The following is a 19,626-nucleotide window of genomic DNA, read 5'->3' as shown; positions in this document are numbered from 1 at the left end:
GCACGCCGTTTGGATCAGACGGAAAGCAGCAGGAACTCACGCTCCCAGGAGCTGATGACGCGCTTGAAGTTCTCGTGCTCGGCGCGTTTCACCGCGACGTAGGCACTGATGAACTTGGTGCTCAGGTACTTCTCCAGGGGCTTGCAGTTCTCCAGGCGCTCGAGGGCGTCCTCGAGGGTCAGCGGCAGGCGCAGGTTGCGGCGCTCGTAGCCACGCCCCTTGACCTGCGCGCTCGGCTTGATCTGCTCGACCATGCCGATGTAGCCGCACAGCAGGCTGGCGGCGATGGCCAGGTAGGGGTTGGCGTCGGCACCGGCCAGGCGGTTCTCCACGCGGCGGTTCTGCGGGGTGGCATCCGGGACGCGCAGGCCCACGGTGCGGTTCTCCTCGCCCCACTCCACGTTCACCGGCGCCGAGGTATCGGGCAGGAAACGGCGGAAGGAGTTCACGTTCGGCGCGAACAGCGGCAGCAGCTCGGGGATGAACTTCTGCAGGCCGCCGATGTGGTGGAGGAACAGCTCGCTCATGGAGCCGTCTTCGTTGGAGAAGATGTTCTTGCCGGTCTTGATGTCCACCACGCTCTGGTGCAGGTGCATGGCACTGCCCGGCTGGTCGGTGATCGGCTTGGCCATGAAGGTGGCGGCGACATTATGTTTCAGCGCGGCCTCGCGCATGGTGCGCTTGAACACGGTGATCTGGTCGGCCAGGGACAGGGCTTCGCCGTGACGGAAGTTGATCTCCATCTGCGCCGGGCCTTCCTCGTGGATGAGGGTGTCCAGGTCCAGGTCCTGCGCCTCGCACCAGTCGTACATGTCCTCGAACAGCGGGTCGAATTCGTTCGCCGCGTCGATGGAGAAGGACTGGCGGCCGGTCTCAGGGCGACCGGAGCGGCCGATCGGGGCCTGCAGCGGGTAGTCCGGGTCGTCGCTGCGCTTGGTCAGGTAGAACTCCATCTCCGGCGCGACGATCGGGCGCCAGCCCTTGTCGGCGTAGAGCTTGAGCACTTTCTTGAGGATGTTGCGCGGCGACAGCTCGATGGGGTTGCCCATCTTGTCGAAGGTGTCGTGGATCACCATCGCGGTGGGTTCCAGCGCCCAGGGCACGAGGAACACGGCGTTCTCGTCCGGGCGGCAGACCATGTCGATGTCGGCAGGGTCGAGCAGCTCGTAATAAACGTCGTCCTCGACATAGTCGCCGGTGACGGTCTGCAGCAGCACACTCTCGGGGAGGCGCATGCCCTTCTCGTCGAGGAACTTGTTGGTCGGCGAGATCTTGCCCCGGGCAATGCCGGTAAGGTCGCTGATCAAGCATTCAACTTCGGTGATTTTGCGTTCTTTCAACCAGCTTGTGAGCTGGTCCAACTTGGTAGTCATAAAGACCTCAGGGTGTGAGAGCTGCAACTGGTATAGCTGAGCTCAGCGTTGCCCCGCCCTCTTCCTGCAAGCCTCACCAAAGGCCTGGAAGATGGCGAGATAATCGGGGTTCGAACGAACCTGCCATTCGGGGTGCCACTGTACTCCGAGCGCGAAACTCGCAGCGCCGACGACCGAGCAGGATTCGACCAACCCGTCAGGCGCCAGCGCTTCTACGTGAAGGCCCGGCGCCAGACGTTCAACGCCCTGGCCATGAATGGAATTGACGAGGATCTCCGCCGGCAAGCCGATACCGGCGAGGATGCCACCCGGCTGCACATGCACGGGGTGGCGGGGTGCGTACTGCACCTCGAGCGGCTCGTCGGCCGGCTCGCGATGGTCCATGAAGCCTTCGACCTCGTGCACCTTCTGGTGCAGCGTGCCGCCGAAGGCCACGTTCATCTCCTGGAAGCCGCGGCAGATGCCGAGCACGGGCACGCCCGCGGCCACGGCGGCACGCATCAGCGAAAGCGTGGTGCCGTCGCGCTGCGGGTCGTGGAGGGTGCCGGGCTCGCTGGCCGGGCCGGAATAATGATGGGGTTCGACGTTGGAAGGCGAACCGGTGAACAGCAGGCCGTCTAGACTGGCCAGAAGGGAAGTCGTCTCGATGAGCTCGCCGAGAGCGGGAATAATCAGAGGAACACCGCCGGCGCCAAGGGCCACCGCACGAAGATACTTGTCACCCGCTATATGGTAAGGATGCAGACCGATCTGCTTGGTGCAAGCGGTTACGCCGATTAACGGCAGGCGAGACATGAGACACCCGTTTTATTGCTGTTATGGGTTGCGACCGAGCTTAGCGTTGTTCATTTTTTTACACAATAGGGCTGTAAAAAATCGAACACACCTCGCTGAGCGCCGCGTGCGCCATGGCCCCGAGAGGGGTCAGATGCCCCTCAAACGCCCCAAAATTGGCCATATGGCCCTGTTTTAGGGCAAAATGGGGCGCTATTGACATCGTTAGGGGATTCCGATTGACTCTCACCCTAGCGAACGTGTGATTGATATTTTTAACAAGAAAGGTGTTGCATCATGTCGGTACCCCCGCGTGCCGTTCAGCTTCAAGAAGCGAACGAGTTCCTTAAGGAACATCCTGAGGTCCAGTTCGTCGACCTCCTGATCGCAGATATGAATGGAGTAGTCCGAGGCAAGCGAATCGAACGCGCCAGCCTCCACAAAGTTTACGAAAAAGGCATCAACCTCCCCGCTTCCTTATTCGCCCTCGATATCAACGGCTCCACCGTTGAAAGCACCGGCCTCGGCCTGGACATCGGCGACGCCGATCGTATCTGCTACCCGATCCCCGGCACCCTGTGCGACGAGCCCTGGCAGAAGCGCCCCACCGCGCAACTGCTGATGACCATGCACGAGATGGAAGGCGAGCCCTTCTTCGCCGACCCGCGTGAAGTGCTGCGCCAGGTCGTCGCGAAGTTCGACGATCTCGGCCTGACCATCTGCGCCGCGTTCGAGCTCGAGTTCTACCTGATCGACCAGGAGAACGTGAACGGCCGTCCGCAGCCGCCGCGCTCCCCGATCTCCGGCAAGCGTCCGCAGTCCACCCAGGTCTACCTGATCGACGATCTCGACGAGTATGCCGACTGCCTGCAGGACATCCTCGAAGGCGCCAAGGTCCAGGGCATCCCGGCCGACGCCATCGTCAAGGAAAGCGCTCCGGCCCAGTTCGAGGTCAACCTCCACCACGTGGCGGACCCGATCAAGGCCTGCGACTACGCCGTGCTGCTCAAGCGCCTGGTGAAGAACATCGCGTACGACCACGAGATGGACACCACCTTCATGGCCAAGCCCTACCCGGGCCAGGCCGGCAACGGCCTGCACGTCCATATCTCGCTGCTGGACAAGCATGGCAAGAACATCTTCGCCAGCGAGGATCCCGAGCAGAACGCCGCATTGCGCCATGCGCTCGGCGGTGTGCTCGAGACCCTGCCCGCCTCCATGGCCTTCCTCTGCCCGAACGTGAACTCCTACCGTCGCTTCGGTGCGCAGTTCTACGTGCCGAACGCACCGAGCTGGGGCCTGGACAACCGTACCGTGGCCCTGCGCGTGCCCACCGGCAGCGCGGATGCGGTGCGCATCGAACACCGCGTCGCCGGTGCCGATGCCAACCCGTACCTGATGATGGCGTCGATCCTGGCAGGCGTGCACCACGGCCTGACCAACCAGATCGAGCCCGGCGCCCCCATCGAAGGCAACTCGTACGAGCAGCTGGAGCAGAGCCTGCCGAACAACCTGCGTGATGCGCTGCGCGAGCTGGACGACAGCGAGATCCTGGCCAAGTACATCAGCCCGGACTACATCGACATCTTCGTCGCGTGCAAGGAAAGCGAGCTGGAGGAGTTCGAACACTCCATCTCCGACCTCGAGTACAACTGGTACCTGCATACCGTGTAAGCGAGTCGAAAGACGCCGGCCCCAGGGCCGGCGTTTTTTTTGCCCGCCATGTCCACCCGTCCCCTCATCCGCGACGCTGGAAGGGCGCCGTGGAACCGCGCAAAGGCCCGATCCAGAGAGGCCCAGTCGCTGACATGCATCAACCTGCTGAAACATACGCGTAGCAATAATGCTCCGCCAACCATCAGGGAGGACTCCATGCCCCGCTTCCTCGCACCGCTGCTGCTCGCGTTGTTGCCGACACTGGCCAGCGCCGAAGACACCATCCGCGTCTACAACTGGAACGACTACATCGCCCCTCAGGTGCTCAAGGACTTCGAGCAGCAGACCGGCATCCGCGTGGACTACCACACCTTCGCCAGCGCCGAGGAACTGCAGAAGGCCATGGAGAGCGGCGAGGCCATCGACATCGTGGTGCCCTCCCACAACAACCTTCCCGAACTGATCAAGGCCGGCCGCCTGCAGCCCCTGGACTTCAGCCGCCTGCCAAACCGCAAGCACCTGGACAAGCAGCTGCTCAGCAAGCTCGCCGCCGTCGACCCCAACAACCAGCACGCCGTGCCCTACCTCTGGGGCGCCGTCGGCCTCGCGGTGAACACGCCCCAGGCCGAGAAGGCCTACGGCGGCCCGCTGCCGTCCAGCTGGAGCGTCCTCTTCGAACCCGAGCAGAGCAAGCGCCTGGCCAGCTGCGGCATGAGCGTGCTCGACGCCCCGGACGAAGCCCTGTCGATCCTCATGACCTACCAGGGCCGCACCCTCGCCCGCACCGCGCCCAGCCGGCTCAAGCGCTCCGCCGAGCTGCTCGGCGGCCTGCGCCCGAACCTGCGCTACATCGACAGCGAGCGCTACATCGAAGACCTCAACAAGGGGCGGCTGTGCGTCGCCATGGCCTGGGTCGGCGACGCCCTCAACGCCGCGGCCGCCGGCCAGCCGGTGCGTTTCGTGGTGCCCGACGAGGGCTCGGTGCTGTTCATCGACAACCTCGCCATCCCCAGCAGCGCCAACCGCGCCGACCTCGCCCACCGCTTCATCGACTTCATGATGCAGCCCAAGGTCGCCGCGCAGATCACCAGCGAAACCCTCTACCCCAACGGCAACGCCGACGCCCGCGAATTCCTCGCCGCCGACCTGCGCGACCAGCCGGGCCTCTACCCCGACAAGGAAACCAAGCGCCGCCTGTTCGCCCTGGAATCCCTGCCGGACAAGCTCGGCGCCACCCGCGACCAGGTCTGGGCCGAATTCCGCGACGGGCACTGAGCCATCAGCGCAGGCAAGCGCGCAGCCCGCCTTCCAGCGCCTGCCGCCCGGCGAACCCACGCCGGACGATGAACACCAGGCGCATGCCATCGCCCACCGGCCCGCTCACCGGGCCGAACTGGCTGCGCCGCCCCACCTGCTGCAACCAGAGCGCCCCGCCGGCCGCCTCCAGGCGCACCCAGCCCTTGAGGCGGAACAGCGCATCCGGCAGGCCCGCCAGCCAGGCCCGCAGGCGCCCGGCATCGAAGACCCCCTCGCCTTCCCAGACCCAGGACTCGAACAGCTGCCCATGGTCCGCCGCCGCCACTGGCGTCAGCACTCCGGGCACCCGGGATGGCGGCTCCGCATCCAGCCACAGCGAATCCGGCAGGTCGGCCTGCACCCCGACATGCAGCAGCGAACGCCCCGGCAACACCTCGCGCAGGCGCGCCAGCTCGTCAGCGTCCACCAGGTCGCTCTTGTTCAGCAGCAGCACGTCGGCCGCCGAAACCTGGGCGCGGGCCAGCCGTGCGTACTCGCCCTCCAGCGACAGGTGGCGGGTGGCGTCCACCAGGGTGATCACAAGGTCCAGCCGCAGCAGGCCACGCAACTGTGGATAACCCAGGGTCTGCACGATGCGCTGCGGGTCGGAGACGCCGCTGCACTCGATGACGATGCGCTCCAGGCGCGGCGAGAGCTGCGCCAGGCTGGCCAGCTGCGCCAGCAGGTCCTCCTGCACCGTGCAGCAGATGCAGCCGTTCTGCAGGCTGTACACCGCGTCGGTGACCTCGGCCACCAGCGCCGCATCGATGTTCAGCGCGCCGAAATCGTTGACGATCACCGCCAGCCGGCTGTCTCCCGCGCGCCGGACCATGCGATTGAGCAAGGTGGTCTTGCCGGCCCCGAGGAAGCCCGCCACCACCGTGACCGCGATGCGCTCGTCCATGGCCTACCCCTGCGCCTCGATCACCGGTGGCTCGCCCTTCCAGACCGCCTCCAGGCCGAGCCCGGCCAGCGCGCCCTGGCGGTCGTAGACCAGCTGGCCCTCGACGAAGGTCAGCAACACCTGGGTGCGGTGGATGTAGTTGCGCGCCGGCAGGGCGAACAGGTCGCGGTCGAGCACGATCAGGTCCGCCGCCTTGCCCACCTCCAGGCTGCCGGTAACGGCCTCCAGGCCCATGGCGATGGCGCCATTGCGCGTGGCCACGCGCAGCGCCTGCTCCAGGGTGATCGGCTCGCCGAAGCAGGCCGGGTCGTCGTTCCACGGGTTTTGCCGGGTGACCATGGTCTCCAGCGCCAGCCAGGGGTCGATCGACGCCACCGGCCAGTCGGTGCCGAATACCGCCGTGCCGCCGGCCTCCAGCACGCCCTTGAAGTCGTAGATGCGCTTGAGGCGCTCCTGGCCGTAGCCCGAACGCGCTCCGCTGGCGAAAGGAGTCGGGTACCAGGCGGCGGGCGAGAACTCGGCGATCACCTGCAATTCCTGGAAGCGCTTGAGGTTGCCCGGGTGCAGCAGCGTGCTGTGGGCGCACTGGTGGCGAACGCCGCTGAAGCCGTTGCGCCGCCGCGCCTCGGCCACCGCATCGAGGAACACGTCGGAGGCGCCGTCGCCGGTGCAGTGAGCGATGACGCGGATGCCCCGGCGGTCCATGTCCACCAGCATGTCGGTGATGTGCTCGGGGGTGAGGTTGAGCTTGCCGCGCCAGTCCGCCTCGTTCGGCCAGGGCGTGAGCAGGTAGGACGAACGCGGCTCCACGGTGCCGTCGAAGTGGAATTTCACCGCATTGGCGCTCAGGCGGGCGCTGCGGTAGTAGTGGCGCTCGCCGCTGAGCAGCTCCCAACGCCGGCGCACCGGGAAGATGTCGTCCTGCCAGCTGATCGCCGCCTCGATGCGTACCGTCAGCTCGCCCGCGTCGTCCAGCGCCTTCAGCGCCTGCAGGCGGTGCTCGCAGACGTGCACGTACTTGCTCGCCGTGACCCCGCGCGAACTCTGGAAGTGCACGCCGTCGCGGTAGGCGCGGCGCAGCACCGCCACCGGGGTCCGCGGCATGGCGGCGTGGATCATCGCGTAGGCGCCGTCGATCATCAGCCCGGTGGGCTCGCCGGTCAGCGGGTCGCGCTCCAGGTAGCCATTGCGCGGGTCGGGGGTGTGGCGGTCGATGCCGGCCAGCTCCAGCGCCTTCGAGTTGACCATCATGGTGCCCCACATGCGATCGAGCAGGGCCACCGGGCGGTCCGGCATCACCGCATCGAGCCAGGCGCGCCCGGGCACCAGGCCCGCCTCGCGGAAGGTGTAGCGCACCCAGTACTGGCCGTGGATCCAGCCCTCGCCGAGGTGGGCATCGGCATAGGCGCGGATCGCCGCCTCCAGCTGCGCGGGCGTCGGGTCCTCGATGCCGACATCGAGGTCATCGCTGTAGCGCGGCGCCAGCGCCAGGTCCGGGTGGGTGTGCATGTCGTGCAGCCCGGGCATGCAGAAGGCCCCGTCCAGGTCATGCACGCGGGTGGCCGGGCCCTTGAAGGCCTGCACGGCGGCGCGGTCGCCCACGGCCAGCAGGCAGCCTCCGCGGATCGCCACCGCCTCGGCCCAGGGCTGCGCCGGGTCCATGGTGCAGATTCGACCGTTATCGAGGATCAGGTCGGCGAAATGGCCAGTGGCCGAATGGGTCGAGGTGAAGTTGTCGGCGTCAGTCATGGCGGCACCTTGTGATTTTTTTGGGCGTGGCCAGGCCCGGCGCAGGAATGCGCCGTGAGCCTGGTTCGGTCAGGGGTTGCGGTGGGTCAGCGCGAGCGTTGCAGGCGCTGGATAAAGCCGGCGATGCGCCGGCAGGCTTCTTCCAGTTCGGCATCGGAGACGGTGAACGAAAGCCGCACGAAGCCCCGGCAACTGGCGCCGAAGGCTTCGGCGTCGAGCACCGAGACCCCGGTCTCGCGGAACAGCTGCCAGGCGAAGTCCATCCCCGAGAGGCCGGTGCCGCGCACGTCCACCAGCATGAACATGCCGGCCTCCGGCACCTTGCAGCGCAGCAGCGGCACATCGGCGAGCCCCCGCACCACCAGGTCGCGGCGGCGGCGATAGAGCTCACGCGCCGCGCCGACGATCGCCTCGTCCAGCTCCAGCGCCTTGAGCGCGGCCGCCTGGATGAAGCCCGGCAGGCCGTAGACCATGCACAGCATCAGGTTGTCGAGGTGGCCGATCAGCGCCGGTGGCGCCACCACCCAGCCCACGCGCCAGCCGGTCATGGCGTGGCTCTTCGACAGGCTGTTGAGCACCACGGTGCGCCCGGCCATGCCTTCCAGGGTGGCGATGCTGCGGTGCGGTCGGTCGTAGGTGAGCTGGCCATAGACCTCGTCGGACAGCACCCAGAGGTCGTGACGGCGCGCAACCTCGGCGACCGCCTGCAGCTCCTCGTCGGTGTAGACGTTGCCGGTAGGGTTGTTGGGCGTGGCCAGGGCGATGCCCCGGGTGCGCTCGGTGAGCACCGCCTCCAGCGCCTCGACGGTGAGGCGGAAATCCCCTTCCGCCGGCTGCGCGATGCTCACCAGGCGTGCGCCGGACGCCTGGATGCTGGCGGCATAGGTCAGGTACATCGGCTCCGGCACCAGCACCTCGTCGCCGCTCTCGAACAGGCACATGGCGGTGGCGTAGAGGCCGTTCTGCGCCCCGGCGACCACGGCGACGTTGTCCACCTCGACCGGGATGCCCAGCAGCGTGCGCTGCTTGGCCGCGATCGCCTCGCGCAGCGGCGTGCGGCCGATCACTGCGGTGTAGTGGGTGTCGCCCTGGTCCAGGGCCTCGATGGCAGCGGCGCGGATCGGCTCGGCGGTGGCGAAGTCCGGGTCGCCGATGCTCAGGACGATGGCGTCCTCGCCACGCTCCTGGGCCGCGCAGGCCGCGTAGTGGATGTCCCAGGCGCTGACGGTCTCGCCGCTGATGCGCCCGACCAGGGATGAATACTTCATGCACGGCTCCTTGGGATCCGGTTCCATGGATTCAGGCCTGGCGCTGCGGCGTACGGCCGATGCGCGCGAAGCCCTGTTCGATGAGGAAGGCCAGGACGATGTAGACCACCGCCACCACCAACAGCGGCTCGTACACCTTCAGCGTCTGCGCACGCACCAGGTTCGCCGCGCCGAGCAGGTCGGTGACCGCCACGGTGGACGCCAGGGCGGTGGACTTGAGCAGCATAACGCTCTCGCCGGCCAGGGTCGGGCGCAGCATCTGCAGCGCCCGGGGCATCCACACCCGCCGCAGCACCTGAGCGGGGCGCATGCCGTAGGCCCGCGCCGCCTCCAGCTCGCCACGGGGTACCGCACGCAGGCCGCCGCGCAGCACCTCGCCGACATAGGCGCCAACGCTCAGGGTCAGGGCGAAGGCGACGTACCAGAAGCCCTCGCGCAGGTAGGGCCAGAGCAGGCTGTGGCGGATCAGCGGGAAGCTGGCGAAGACGCTGCCCACGCCGTAGTAGAGGATGTAGATCTGCACCAGCAGCGGCGTGCCCCGCAGCACGCTGGTGTAGAAGCGCGCAGTGCCCGACAGCAGCGGGTTGCGCGACAGGCGCGCCAAGGCCACCGAGACGGCCAGCAGGAAGCCGAAGCTGGCCGAGATCAGCAGCAGCTGCAGGGTCAGCAGCGCGCCGCGCGTCAGTTCGCCGGTGAAGCCATCCAGCCAGGTGAAATCCATGAGCCCTCCTAGGCGAGCCTCGGCATCCAGCGTTCGAAGCGTGCCTCGAAACGACGGAAGACCAGGCTGGAGACCAGCGTGATCAGGTAGTAGAAGGCCGCCACGGCCAGGTAGAACATCAGGTAGTGCCGGGTCGAGGCGGCCGCCTGGCGACCGGCGCCCAGCAGCTCGCTGTAGCCCACCACGCTGATCAGCGCGCTGTCCTTGACCAGCACCAGCCAGAGGTTGGACAGGCCGGCGACGACATGGGGCAGCATGCTCGGCACCAGCACCCGGCGCAGCACCAGGGCGGGCTTCATGCCGTAGGCACGCGCGGCCTCGATCTGGCCCACGGGGATGGCCTCGATGGCGCCGCGGATGATCTCCGCCGAATAGGCGCCCTGGACGATGCCCAGCACCACGATGCCGGCGAGGAAGCCGTTGACCTCCACCGGCGGCTGGCCGGCGGCGGCCATCAGCAGGTTGAGCAGGTCGGAGCCCGCGTAGTACAGCAACAGGATCAGCAGCAGCTCGGGCACCGCGCGGTACAGCGTGGTGTAGCAATTGGCCCAGATCACCAGCCAGCGCGGCCCCCAGAGCTTGACCAGGGCGACCAGCAGGCCCACGGAAAGGCCGAGCACGAAGGCCCCGATGGAGATGCCCAGGGTCTTGATCGCCCCCTGGGCCAGGGCCTGCAGCCAGCCGTCGGCGAACATCAGCCGGTGGAAATCGGTAGCGCTCATGAATGCACCTGCGAGGGAAATGGCCGATTGCACATCACTGCCGGGCCGAGATGTCGGCCTTGAAATAGTGCCCGCGGAGGGTGTCGTAGGTGCCGTCGTCGCGCAGCGCCTGCAAGGCCAGGTTCAGGCGCTCGCGCAGGGCGTCATTGCCCTTGCGCACCGCCGCGCCCACGCCTTCGCCGAACAGCGGGTCCTGCGGCGCCACGCCCTTGCCGGCGAGCATCGCGTTGTCCGGCAGCTCGAGCACCGGCTCCACCGCCAGCTGGTCGGCGAGCATGATGTCGATGCGTCCGCTGCGCAGGTCGGCGAGGATGTCGTCCTGGGCGTTGTAGTAGCGCACGGTGGAGTCCTTGCCGAAGTACTTCTTGGCATAGGCGGAGTGGGTGGTCGAGCCCTGCACGCCGATGATCAGCCCCTTCAGGCCTTCGGGCGTGGGCTGCACGTCCAGGCTGCGGTCGGCGACCCAGAGGGCGGGCGTGAAGAAGTAGGGCTCGCTGAAATCCACCACCTCGCGGCGCTCGGGGGTGATCGACAGCGAGTTCAGCACCACGTCCACCTGCTGCGCCTTGAGCGCGGGGATCAACCCGTCCCAGGCCATCTCGTTGAGCGGGCATTGCACCTGCATGCGCATGCACAGGGCGGCGATCAGCTCCGGCTCGAAGCCGCTCCACTGGCCCTTGCCGCTCTTGAAGGAGAAGGGTGGGTAGGCTTCCTGGGCGATGCCGAAGACGATCTTCTCCTGGGCCACGGCGACACTGGCGACGCCGGCCAGCAGGGCGGCCTGGAGCAGGGCGATGAGGCTTCTTTTCATGGTGTGTCCCTCGTTGTGGTCGTTGTTGTCGGCAAGCTGCCGGGGGAATCAGCGGTTGTCCTGGGCCATCACGAACTGCCGGCAGCGCTCGCTGCGCGGGTCCAGCAGCACCTGGGAAGGCGGGCCCTGCTCCTCGATGCGTCCCTGGTGGAGGAACACCACCCGGCTGGACACATCGCGGGCAAAGGCCATCTCGTGGGTCACCAGGATCATGGTGCGGCCCTCATCGGCGATGCCCCGGATCACCCGCAGCACATCGCCGACCAGCTCGGGGTCGAGCGCCGAGGTCGGCTCGTCGAAGAGCAGCACCTGCGGCCGTACCGCCAGCGCCCGGGCGATGGCCACGCGCTGCTGCTGGCCACCGGAGAGGAAGGCCGGGTAGGCATGGCGCTTGTCCGCCAGGCCGACCCGCTCCAGCAACTGCTCGGCGTGGCCGATGGCGTCCTGACGCTTCTCGCCGAGCACATGCACCGGCGCCTCGATGACGTTCTCCAGCACCGTGCGGTGCGGCCACAGGTTGAAGTTCTGGAACACCATGCTCAGGCGGGTGCGCAGGCGCTCCACCTGGCGCGGGTCGCCGATGCGGCCGTGGCCGGCGCGGTCACGCTTGAGCGCGACCTTCTCGCCATTGATGTGCAGGCTGCCGGCATCCGGGATCTCCAGCAGGTTGATGCAGCGCAACAGCGTGCTCTTGCCCGAGCCGCTGGCACCGATCAGCGAAACCACATCGCCCTCGCGGGCCTCCAGGGAAATCCCCTTGAGCACGTGGTGCTCGGCGTAGCTCTTGTGCAGCGCGTCGAGGGCGACCACGGGCGTGGTCGACGCCGCGGCGGGGGGTGTCGTGTTCATCGGGTTTCTCCCCTGGTCGGCAGGAAGTCGGCGGCGTCGAGTTCGATCAGGTGCGGCTCGCGGGTCTCGACCAGGCTGCCGAGCAACTCGCGCAGGGCTTCCAGGCTGCGCACCGCGTGGTGGCTGACGTGGCAGGCACGGGCCAGGGCCGCGAAGTCAGGGGCGAGGATATCCACGCCCAGGGGCGGCACCTCGCGGGCCACCATGTAGTCGCGGATCTCGCCGTAGCAGTGGTTGTTCCACAGCACCAGGATCACCCCGATCCCCGCCTCGCGGGCGGCGATCAGTTCGGCGCTGGAGAACTGCACGCCACCGTCGCCGGCCAGCGCCAGCACCGGCCGCGCGGGGAGCGCCAGCTTGGCGCCGATGGCGGCCGGCAGGGCATAGCCGAGGGTGCCGTAGCCGGTGCCGGCATTGAACCAGCTGCCGGGAAGCGGCGCGCGATAGCCGACGGCGCCCTGGTACACCGGCTGGGTCGAATCACCCACCAGCACCGGCGCCGGCAGGGCGTCACGCAGGGTGTCGAGCAGCGCCTGCATCGTCCGTTGCCGGGGGCTCCAGAGCTCGCGTTCGGCGGCGTTCACCCGGCGCACGGCGGCCTGCGCCCAGCCGCCGTCACGCATGGCACGGGGCAGGGTCGCGAGCAGGGCCCGCAAGCCGAGCCCGGCGTCGCCCAGCAGGCCGACTTCGGCGCGCTGCACGCCGAGTATCTGCAGCGGGTCGATATCCAGGCGGATCATCGGCACCTCGAGCGACAGGGGGCCGAGACCGAAGAAGTCGTAGTCGGTCTCGCCCAGTTCGGTGCCCACCGCCAGCACCACGTCGGCCTCGGCGAACAGCGCACGGCCATGGGCCGATGACTGCACGCCGTCGAGCAGCAGCGGGTGGTCCGGTTGCAGCAGGCCACGGGCGTTGGTGGTCAGCGCCACCGGTGCCTGCAGGCGCTCGGCCAGCTCGCGCAGGGCGGCGGCGCCACCCCGGGCACCGCCACCGGCGAGGATCAGCGGCTGGCGCGCCCCGGCCAGCAGGGCCGCAGCCTCGGCCACCGCGGCCGGCGCCGGGGCGGCGGCCTGGGGCAGCGCACGGGGGCGCAGGTCGAGGCCGTCGGCGGGCAGCTCCAGCACATCCAAGGGGATTTCGATATGCACCGGGCGGGGCCGCGCGCAGCGGAACAGGGCGAAGGCGCGGGCCAGCACCTCCGGCAGCTCCTGGGGCCGTTGCAGCGTATGGCTGAAGGCGCAGACGCCGGCGACCATGGCGCGCTGGTCCGGCAGCTCATGGAGAAAGCCGTGACCCAGGCGCTGGTGCTCGCGGCGGCTGGTGGTGGAGATCACCAGCATGGGCACCGAATCGGCGTAGGCCTGGCCCATGGCGGTGAGGATGTTGGTCATGCCCGGACCGGTGATGATGAAGCACACCCCCGGCTTGCCGCTGGCGCGGGCGTAGCCGTCGGCCATGAAGCCGGCCCCCTGCTCGTGGCGGGGGCTGACATGACGCAGGCGGCTGCCGGCGAGGCCGCGATAGAGCTCGACGGTATGCACGCCGGGGATGCCGAAGACGGTTTCGACGCCATAGCCTTCGAGCAGCTGGACGAGCGCCTGGGCGCAACTGGTCATGCGAGCACCTTTTGTTATTGGTATGGGCTCCCGGCGCGGGGCCGGAGGGCAGTCCGGGAAGGGCCCGGCGGAATGGCCCCATTATTGGTGAGTCGTGCGCTACAACAATCGAATTGTTTTTGCCGTATTGTTCAATCCGATTCACCATTCGACGCCCCATGACAGCCCTCGGAGCCCCCATGCGCTACCCCTCGATGACCGCCATCCGCGCCCTGGACGCCATCGCCCGGCTCGGCAGCGTGTCCGCCGCGGCCCGCGAACTGAGCCTCACCCGCAGCGCCATCAGCCACCAGGTCAGCAGCCTGGAGCAGAGCCTCGGTTTCGCCCTCACCGAGCGCATCGGGCGCGGCATCGGCCTCACCTACCAGGGCGAGCGCTATGCGCGGGAAGTGCACAAGGTCCTCTCCACGCTGCAGGAGGCCGCCCTGGGCCTCGACGAGCAGCAGGTCTCGGGGCGGCTCTGCGTGAGCTGCAACCCCGGCTTCGCCACCTACTGGCTGTGCCACCACATCGGCGCCTTCCTCCGCCAGTTCCCCCAGGTGCAATTGCAGGTGATCTCGCCCCGCGCCCCGGACGACACCAGCAACGGCAACGCCGACCTGTTCATCGCCTACGGCATCGGCGACTGGCCGGACCAGTGGGTGGAGCAGATCGTCCCCTTGCGCTTCTTCCCGGTCTGCAGCCCGCGCCTGATCAACGCCCACGGCGGGCTCAAGAGCCCCCAGGAGCTGGGCGGCTTCCCCCTGTTGCACATGACCGACCACACCGACTGGCGCGTCTGGCTGGCGACCGCGGGCGCCTCCAACATCGATGCGTCCACCGGAATCGTCTTCTCCGATGCCCATTGCGCGCAGTCGGCCTGCATCGCCGCCCAGGGCATGGCCATCGGCGACAACCTGCTCAGCGGCGACGCCCTGGCGCGCGGCCTGCTGGTACGCCCCTTCGAGATCAGCATCGACTCCCACCGCGGCTATTACCTGGTGGCCGACCCGTTGAGAGCCGAGCGGCCAGCCGTGCGCGCCTTCAGCAACTGGGTGAAGCACCAGTTGCAGGCCAGCCTCCCGGGGCTCAACAAACGCAACGAACCGCTGGTGGACCACCCCCGCTGAGGCCCGCCCGGGCGGGGCGGCTGGCAGGGATGCAGCGGGGCGGGATGGCCTGGGCAGGCCGGGGATGACGCGGAGGCGGTTCAGGGCTGCCCGGCCGGAACGGCCGGGGAAGGGGCTACGCCGCCCGAGCAGGCAGGCGGTTCACCAGAGCACCGAGGACCAGAACACCTGCCCGATGATCTGGATGCCGGCCTGGGGACGCTCCTCGTCGGGGTACTCATCGCGCTTGTAGCTGCGCAGGCGAATCTGGCCGGCCGGAAGGCGGTGCAGGACCTTGATCCGCAGCATGCCTTCGTCGACCAGGGCATAGACCTTGCCATCCACCAGCTCGCAGCGCCCACGATCGATTCCGAGGACCGCGCCGTCGGGAAAGAGCGGTTCCATGCTGTCGCCGCTGACGATGACGCAGGCAACGTTTTCCGGTTCTATCTGACGCTGCTGCAAGGCATGTCGGCTGAAGCGAATACCGGAGTAGTCCAGTTCCTCCAGCGCGGCGGGACGCTCTGAATCGCCCTCGGCCTCGCGCAGCAGCGGAAGCTCGATTTCGTATTCATAGCGGGACGACTCAGGTTCTCCGATGGTCATAGGGGCCACGCCATCCGGGGCGTCTGCGGCCTGCTTGCCGTCGTCGGGCGCCATGGACGATTGCACGGCCTGCCCGCCGATGCTCAGCGGAGGCATGTGCAGCGCGCCGAGTATCTGGTTGATACGTGTCAGCCCGGGCTCGCGACGCCCGCCGAGCCAGTGCGCGACGGCGCCCTGGGTCACGTGCAGGCGTTCGGCCAATTGCTCCTGGGTGACGCCGAGATCTTTCATCCTGGCCTTGGCCAGCAGGTTCCATTTCTTCATGGGCGCGACATTACGCGCCGTATTGCCGGCGACCAGTGACCCAGTGTAATACACCCTCGAAGCACGAATTACCATGTGTATTATCCCTAAGCGGGTTGTTCCTCTGGCATCCGGCGACCGGACGCCACGGGTTTTCAACCTCCCTCCGCCCGCCGATGCGTGCCCGTGTTCCACTCGCGGCCCGCCAGCCGGCAGGACCAGGCGTCGGGAAGAACGCCGGTCGCCGGCACGGGCCCGTGGCCCCCAGGCATGGGCGCGCAGGGCGGAGGGAGGCTTTCAGTTACAGCGCCCGGATGGGCATGTGCCGCAAGGCACCCAATCGCGAAAGGAGATGCGACATGCAATTTCAACTCACCGTCCTGTGCCTCGGCATCCATCGCCACAGCCTCGAAGGCCACGACCAGTGCTACGCGGTCATCGCCCGGCAGCCGGCGACCGACGAGGAGCGCGACCAGCACCGTGGCTACCTGGTGCAGCAGGTGACCGCCGAGCCCCGCCTGTTCGAGCAGATGGCCTGGCTGGATACCCCTGCCGAGCTGAGCTTTCTCTGCACCATCAGCGCGGAGCCGGGGGGCCATTATCGACCGCATCTGCTCAGCCTCTGCCACTGAGCACCGCCGTGGCGTGCCGCCCGTCTCAGGCTGGTTTGACAGCCTCGGGCGCATTCACGGAAGCTGCGCGCTTCCGTGAATCCATGCACCACAGCGGACGTCTGCATGCCGAAACGCCCGAACGCACCCGATTCCCCCGCGAGTACGCCCAGCCGCCCCAGTTACGTCCTTCCCGTGCTCGCCGCCCTGTTGCTGCTGGTGGGCCTGGGTGGCTGGCTGTGGGTGCAGGGCGGCAAGCCGTACGTGCCGGCCCGGGCCACGGTGCCGACGCTTGCGGAGCAGGGGCCGGCGCAGATGGTCGACGAGCAGCAGTGCGGCACCTGCCATGCCCCCCAGGCCAGGGCCTGGAAAGGCTCCCACCACCAGTTGGCGATGCAGGAGGCCACGCCACGCTCGGTGCAGGGCGACTTCGACGACGCCCGCTTCGACGGCGAAGGCGGGAGCACCCGCTTCTTCCGCAAGGACGGTGGCTACTGGGTGAACACCACGGGCCCCGACGGCCAGCCGGCGGATTTCAAGGTGGCCTATGCCTTCGGCGTCGCGCCGCTGCAGCAATACCTGCTGGAGTTCCCCGGCGGCCGCCTGCAGGCCCTGGACGTGGCCTGGGATACGCGCAAGAAGGCCTGGTTCCACCTCGCCCCCGGCCAGGGCGTCGATTTGCGCAACCCGCAGCACTGGAGCAAGCCGTCACAGAACGCCAACTTCCAGTGCATCGATTGCCATACCACCGGCTACGTCCGTGGCTTCGACGACGGCACCGGCACCTACGCCAGCCAGTGGCACGCCCTGGGCGTCGGCTGCCAGGCCTGCCACGGCCCGGCCTCGCGCCACCTGGAATGGGCACGCTTCAAGGGGCTGCACTCCCAGGCCGGCTTCGCCCTCGACCTCACCCGTGCCAGCAACCGCCTGCAGGTGGAGACCTGCGCCCGCTGCCACGCCCGGCGCGTGCCGCTGAACGACGACCACGCCTTCGGCAAGCGGCTGATGGACAACTACCTGCCCAGCGCGCTGACCCGTGAACTCTATGAGCTGGACGGCACCTTCAAGGAGCAGGTCTACGAGTACGGCTCCTTCACCCAGAGCCGCATGTACGCCCGGGGCCTGAGCTGCAGCACCTGCCACGATCCACACGGCGGCGGCCTCAAGGTCCAGGGCAATGCCCTCTGCACCCAATGCCACAACCCCGCCGGCAAGAGTGCCGTGGCCGGCATCGACGACCGGGGCCTGAAGGCGCGCGACTACGAAGCCCCCGAGCACCTGCGCCACACCGCCGGGCAGCCCGGCTCGCATTGCATCGACTGCCACATGCCGGGCAAGACGCTCTTGGGGGTCGACTACCGCCACGACCACGGCTTCAGCCTGCCCAACCCGGGCCGCGCGCTGAAGCTCGGCACGCCCGACGCCTGCCTCGGCTGCCACCAGGATGTCGCCGGCCAGGCGGTCGCCGAGCAGTTCGAGCACTGGTACGGCAAGGCCCGGGACACCGCGCCGCGCTACGACGAAAGCCTGGCCCTGGTGCGCAAAGGCCGCCCCGGCGCCTCACGCGCGCTGTTCCAGCAACTGGAGCGCGGCGACCTGCCGGCAATCCGTCGCGCCACCCTGCTCGCCGAGCTGCCCGGCTACCCCAGCGAGCGGGCCCTGAACCTGGCCGCCAACGACCTCAACCACGCCGCGCCCCAGGTGCGCGAGGCGGCGGTGCGCGCGGTCAATGCCCTGCTGCCGCCGGAGCAACGCCGCGACCTGCTGGGCCCGCTGCTCAACGACCCGGTGCTGGCCGTGCGCGCCATCGCCGCGCGCGGCCTGCTGGGCATGGGCACCACCGGCCTGGGCAATTACGAGAAGGCCTGGAACAAGGCCATCGGCGAGTACGAGGCCATCCAGCTGAACCTGGCCGAGCGCGCCGAGGCCAACCTCAACCTCGCGTCGCTCTACCAGGGCAACGGCCGCGCCGACCAGGTTGAGGGCCGCCTGCGCACCGCCGTCGAGCGCGACCCCGATTTCCTCCCCGCCCGCGTGGCGCTGGTGCAATGGCTCGACGCCAACTACCGCTGGGAGGAAGGCCAGCGGCTGCTGGCCGAGGCCCTGCGCGACCATCCGCAGTCGGCGCTGCTGCACCATGCTCGCGGCCTGGCGCTGCTGCGCAAGGGGGAACGCCAGGACGCCATCGTCGCCTTCCGCGAGGCGGTGCGCCTGGAGCCCGGCAATGCCCAGTACGGCCACGCGCTGGCGACCGCGCTGCACGACGACGGCAAGCTGGAGGAAGCCTGCCAGCGCCTGGAAGAGGTGCTGGAGAACGCCCCGGCCAACCGCGAGGCGCGCCTGACGCTGATCGGCTACTGGCGCGAGGCGGGGCAGATCCAGAAGGTGCAGGCGCTGCTCGCCGAGTTGGAGCAGCTCAATCCGGACGACCCGGCATTGAAGCGCGAATAGCGGAGCCGCAGTCATGCCCGCTGGCCAGCTGCCATGACCGATCGGCGGCTGCCAGGTGGCGCAACGGAACTCCCCGGGGCCGCCCGGAATCTCAGTTCCAGGTCCCCACACAACAACCTGGAGTCATCCCATGCGTACCACAGTAGCTGCCGCTGTCATCGCCCTGGCCGCCATTCCTGCTGGCTCGGCCATGGCGGATACCTTCTGGCGCAACGTGATCTCTTCCGGCGCCACGACCGCCTCCACCTACGTGACCTTCAAGGATCACAAGCTGATCGTGGCGGCCCGCGAGGACGCCAGCAGCTTCGTCGCCAGCGACGGCGCCATCCGCGGCCCCTTCCTGGAGGCCGCACTGAAGCAGGTCCGTGCCGACAACCCCGGCATCCAGGCCAGCGACGAGGAACTGGCCAGCGCCATCCTCGCCAGCGAATAAGGGAAAGCCCGCCGAGGCGGGCGCATGCAGCGCGGCAAGGAATGCACCGAGGGCCCTCAGCACCGCTGAGGGCCCTTTTCATTGCCCCTGCGCCGCGCGCCGAAGCGTTACCCGGCGCGCACCCTGCGCATCCGGTGGTTGCGGGCGGCGCTTGGCTCAGGCAAAAAGCAACGGGCCGGCGTCACGGCGCAACGGCCACTCCACTCCCTCCCCACAAGGACGTACCCCATGGGCAATCCCGTTCCCACGCTGAAGATCGTGCTGGTCCTGATGATCGTGATCGACCTGTTCTGGTTCGGCGAGCGCGTGCTCTCGATGCTCGACTTCAGCCTCTTCGATTTCATGCCGAGCACGCTGATCAACCTCGTCGGCCTGGCCAGCAGCCTGCTTCTGATCGTCTTCAACGTGCTGCTGATCGGCCTGCTCGGACGCCTGCAGCTGAAGGCCGAGTGATT

General features: G+C 68.2%; 17 protein-coding genes and 1 pseudogene. 7 read left to right on the top strand and 11 right to left on the bottom strand.

Annotated elements, in window-relative coordinates; genetic code table 11:
• Positions 1 to 14 precede the first annotated feature (14 nt).
• Positions 15 to 1,373 (bottom strand): glutamine synthetase family protein, encoded by a 1,359-nt coding sequence (locus tag PHLH3_RS01445; RefSeq protein ID WP_111263694.1) that lies wholly within the window; start codon positions 1,371 to 1,373, stop codon positions 15 to 17.
• A 42-nt stretch (positions 1,374 to 1,415) separates the two neighbouring features.
• The gene (locus PHLH3_RS01440) at positions 1,416 to 2,168 is read right to left on the bottom strand and encodes a gamma-glutamyl-gamma-aminobutyrate hydrolase family protein (RefSeq protein ID WP_213627764.1); all 753 of its coding nucleotides are present in this window, start codon (positions 2,166 to 2,168) and stop codon (positions 1,416 to 1,418) included.
• Between the two features lie 276 nt (positions 2,169 to 2,444).
• Between PHLH3_RS01440 and PHLH3_RS01435 the strand changes: the two genes are divergently transcribed.
• Together PHLH3_RS01435 and PHLH3_RS01430 are read left to right on the top strand one after the other, a co-directional pair.
• The gene (locus PHLH3_RS01435) at positions 2,445 to 3,821 is read left to right on the top strand and encodes a glutamine synthetase family protein (protein WP_111263696.1); all 1,377 of its coding nucleotides are present in this window, start codon (positions 2,445 to 2,447) and stop codon (positions 3,819 to 3,821) included.
• Between the two features lie 198 nt (positions 3,822 to 4,019).
• Positions 4,020 to 5,078 (top strand): polyamine ABC transporter substrate-binding protein, encoded by a 1,059-nt coding sequence (locus PHLH3_RS01430; protein ID WP_213627762.1) that lies wholly within the window; start codon positions 4,020 to 4,022, stop codon positions 5,076 to 5,078.
• 4 nt (positions 5,079 to 5,082) lie between these two features.
• Here PHLH3_RS01430 and PHLH3_RS01425 read toward each other — a convergent pair whose 3' ends face one another.
• The 8 genes and pseudogenes from PHLH3_RS01425 to PHLH3_RS01390 all read right to left on the bottom strand — a co-directional run bounded on the left by PHLH3_RS01425 (position 5,083) and on the right by PHLH3_RS01390 (position 13,739).
• Positions 5,083 to 6,003 carry a GTP-binding protein gene (locus PHLH3_RS01425; protein WP_213627760.1) on the bottom strand — a complete coding sequence of 307 codons (921 nt, stop codon included), beginning with the start codon at positions 6,001 to 6,003 and terminating at the stop codon, positions 5,083 to 5,085.
• Positions 6,004 to 6,006: 3 nt separating this feature from the next.
• On the bottom strand, positions 6,007 to 7,752 hold the full coding sequence (locus PHLH3_RS01420; protein WP_213627758.1) for an amidohydrolase: 1,746 nt from the start codon (positions 7,750 to 7,752) through the stop codon (positions 6,007 to 6,009).
• Positions 7,753 to 7,838: 86 nt separating this feature from the next.
• Positions 7,839 to 9,020: an aminotransferase class I/II-fold pyridoxal phosphate-dependent enzyme gene (locus PHLH3_RS01415; protein ID WP_213627756.1), complete on the bottom strand. Its 1,182-nt coding sequence runs from the start codon at positions 9,018 to 9,020 to the stop codon at positions 7,839 to 7,841.
• Positions 9,021 to 9,051: 31 nt separating this feature from the next.
• A complete protein-coding gene (locus PHLH3_RS01410; RefSeq protein ID WP_213627754.1) occupies positions 9,052 to 9,741 on the bottom strand; it encodes an ABC transporter permease subunit in 690 nt (229 codons plus the stop codon).
• 8 nt (positions 9,742 to 9,749) lie between these two features.
• The gene (locus PHLH3_RS01405; protein ID WP_213627752.1) at positions 9,750 to 10,463 is read right to left on the bottom strand and encodes an ABC transporter permease subunit; all 714 of its coding nucleotides are present in this window, start codon (positions 10,461 to 10,463) and stop codon (positions 9,750 to 9,752) included.
• 34 nt (positions 10,464 to 10,497) lie between these two features.
• A complete protein-coding gene (locus PHLH3_RS01400) occupies positions 10,498 to 11,274 on the bottom strand; it encodes a transporter substrate-binding domain-containing protein (RefSeq protein ID WP_213627750.1) in 777 nt (258 codons plus the stop codon).
• A gap of 48 nt (positions 11,275 to 11,322) precedes the next feature.
• Positions 11,323 to 12,108 (bottom strand): annotated as a pseudogene (locus PHLH3_RS01395) (ATP-binding cassette domain-containing protein); the annotation flags it as partial.
• Between the two features lie 11 nt (positions 12,109 to 12,119).
• On the bottom strand, positions 12,120 to 13,739 hold the full coding sequence (locus PHLH3_RS01390) for a 5-guanidino-2-oxopentanoate decarboxylase (protein ID WP_213627746.1): 1,620 nt from the start codon (positions 13,737 to 13,739) through the stop codon (positions 12,120 to 12,122).
• Positions 13,740 to 13,918: 179 nt separating this feature from the next.
• On the opposite strand from PHLH3_RS01390, the gene PHLH3_RS01385 reads away from it, so the two are divergent.
• A complete protein-coding gene (locus PHLH3_RS01385; RefSeq protein WP_213627744.1) occupies positions 13,919 to 14,848 on the top strand; it encodes a LysR substrate-binding domain-containing protein in 930 nt (309 codons plus the stop codon).
• Positions 14,849 to 14,989: 141 nt separating this feature from the next.
• Here PHLH3_RS01385 and PHLH3_RS01380 read toward each other — a convergent pair whose 3' ends face one another.
• Positions 14,990 to 15,772 carry an XRE family transcriptional regulator gene (locus PHLH3_RS01380; RefSeq protein WP_213627742.1) on the bottom strand — a complete coding sequence of 261 codons (783 nt, stop codon included), beginning with the start codon at positions 15,770 to 15,772 and terminating at the stop codon, positions 14,990 to 14,992.
• A gap of 263 nt (positions 15,773 to 16,035) precedes the next feature.
• Between PHLH3_RS01380 and PHLH3_RS01375 the strand changes: the two genes are divergently transcribed.
• From PHLH3_RS01375 to PHLH3_RS01360, 4 genes are all read left to right on the top strand, one after another.
• Positions 16,036 to 16,308, top strand: coding sequence for a hypothetical protein (locus PHLH3_RS01375; RefSeq protein WP_173176630.1), 273 nt, complete (start codon positions 16,036 to 16,038; stop codon positions 16,306 to 16,308).
• 105 nt (positions 16,309 to 16,413) lie between these two features.
• The gene (locus PHLH3_RS01370; RefSeq protein ID WP_213627740.1) at positions 16,414 to 18,738 is read left to right on the top strand and encodes a multiheme c-type cytochrome; all 2,325 of its coding nucleotides are present in this window, start codon (positions 16,414 to 16,416) and stop codon (positions 18,736 to 18,738) included.
• Between the two features lie 130 nt (positions 18,739 to 18,868).
• Positions 18,869 to 19,171 carry a DUF2388 domain-containing protein gene (locus PHLH3_RS01365; RefSeq protein ID WP_213627738.1) on the top strand — a complete coding sequence of 101 codons (303 nt, stop codon included), beginning with the start codon at positions 18,869 to 18,871 and terminating at the stop codon, positions 19,169 to 19,171.
• 228 nt (positions 19,172 to 19,399) lie between these two features.
• A complete protein-coding gene (locus PHLH3_RS01360; protein WP_213627736.1) occupies positions 19,400 to 19,624 on the top strand; it encodes a hypothetical protein in 225 nt (74 codons plus the stop codon).
• The last annotated feature ends 2 nt before the right edge of the window (positions 19,625 to 19,626 follow it).

It is taken from the genome of Pseudomonas sp. Pc102, from assembly GCF_018408275.1.
Classification (GTDB): Bacteria; Pseudomonadota; Gammaproteobacteria; order Pseudomonadales; family Pseudomonadaceae; genus Metapseudomonas; species Metapseudomonas tohonis.
This window is presented reverse-complemented; position numbering and strand designations above follow the sequence as displayed.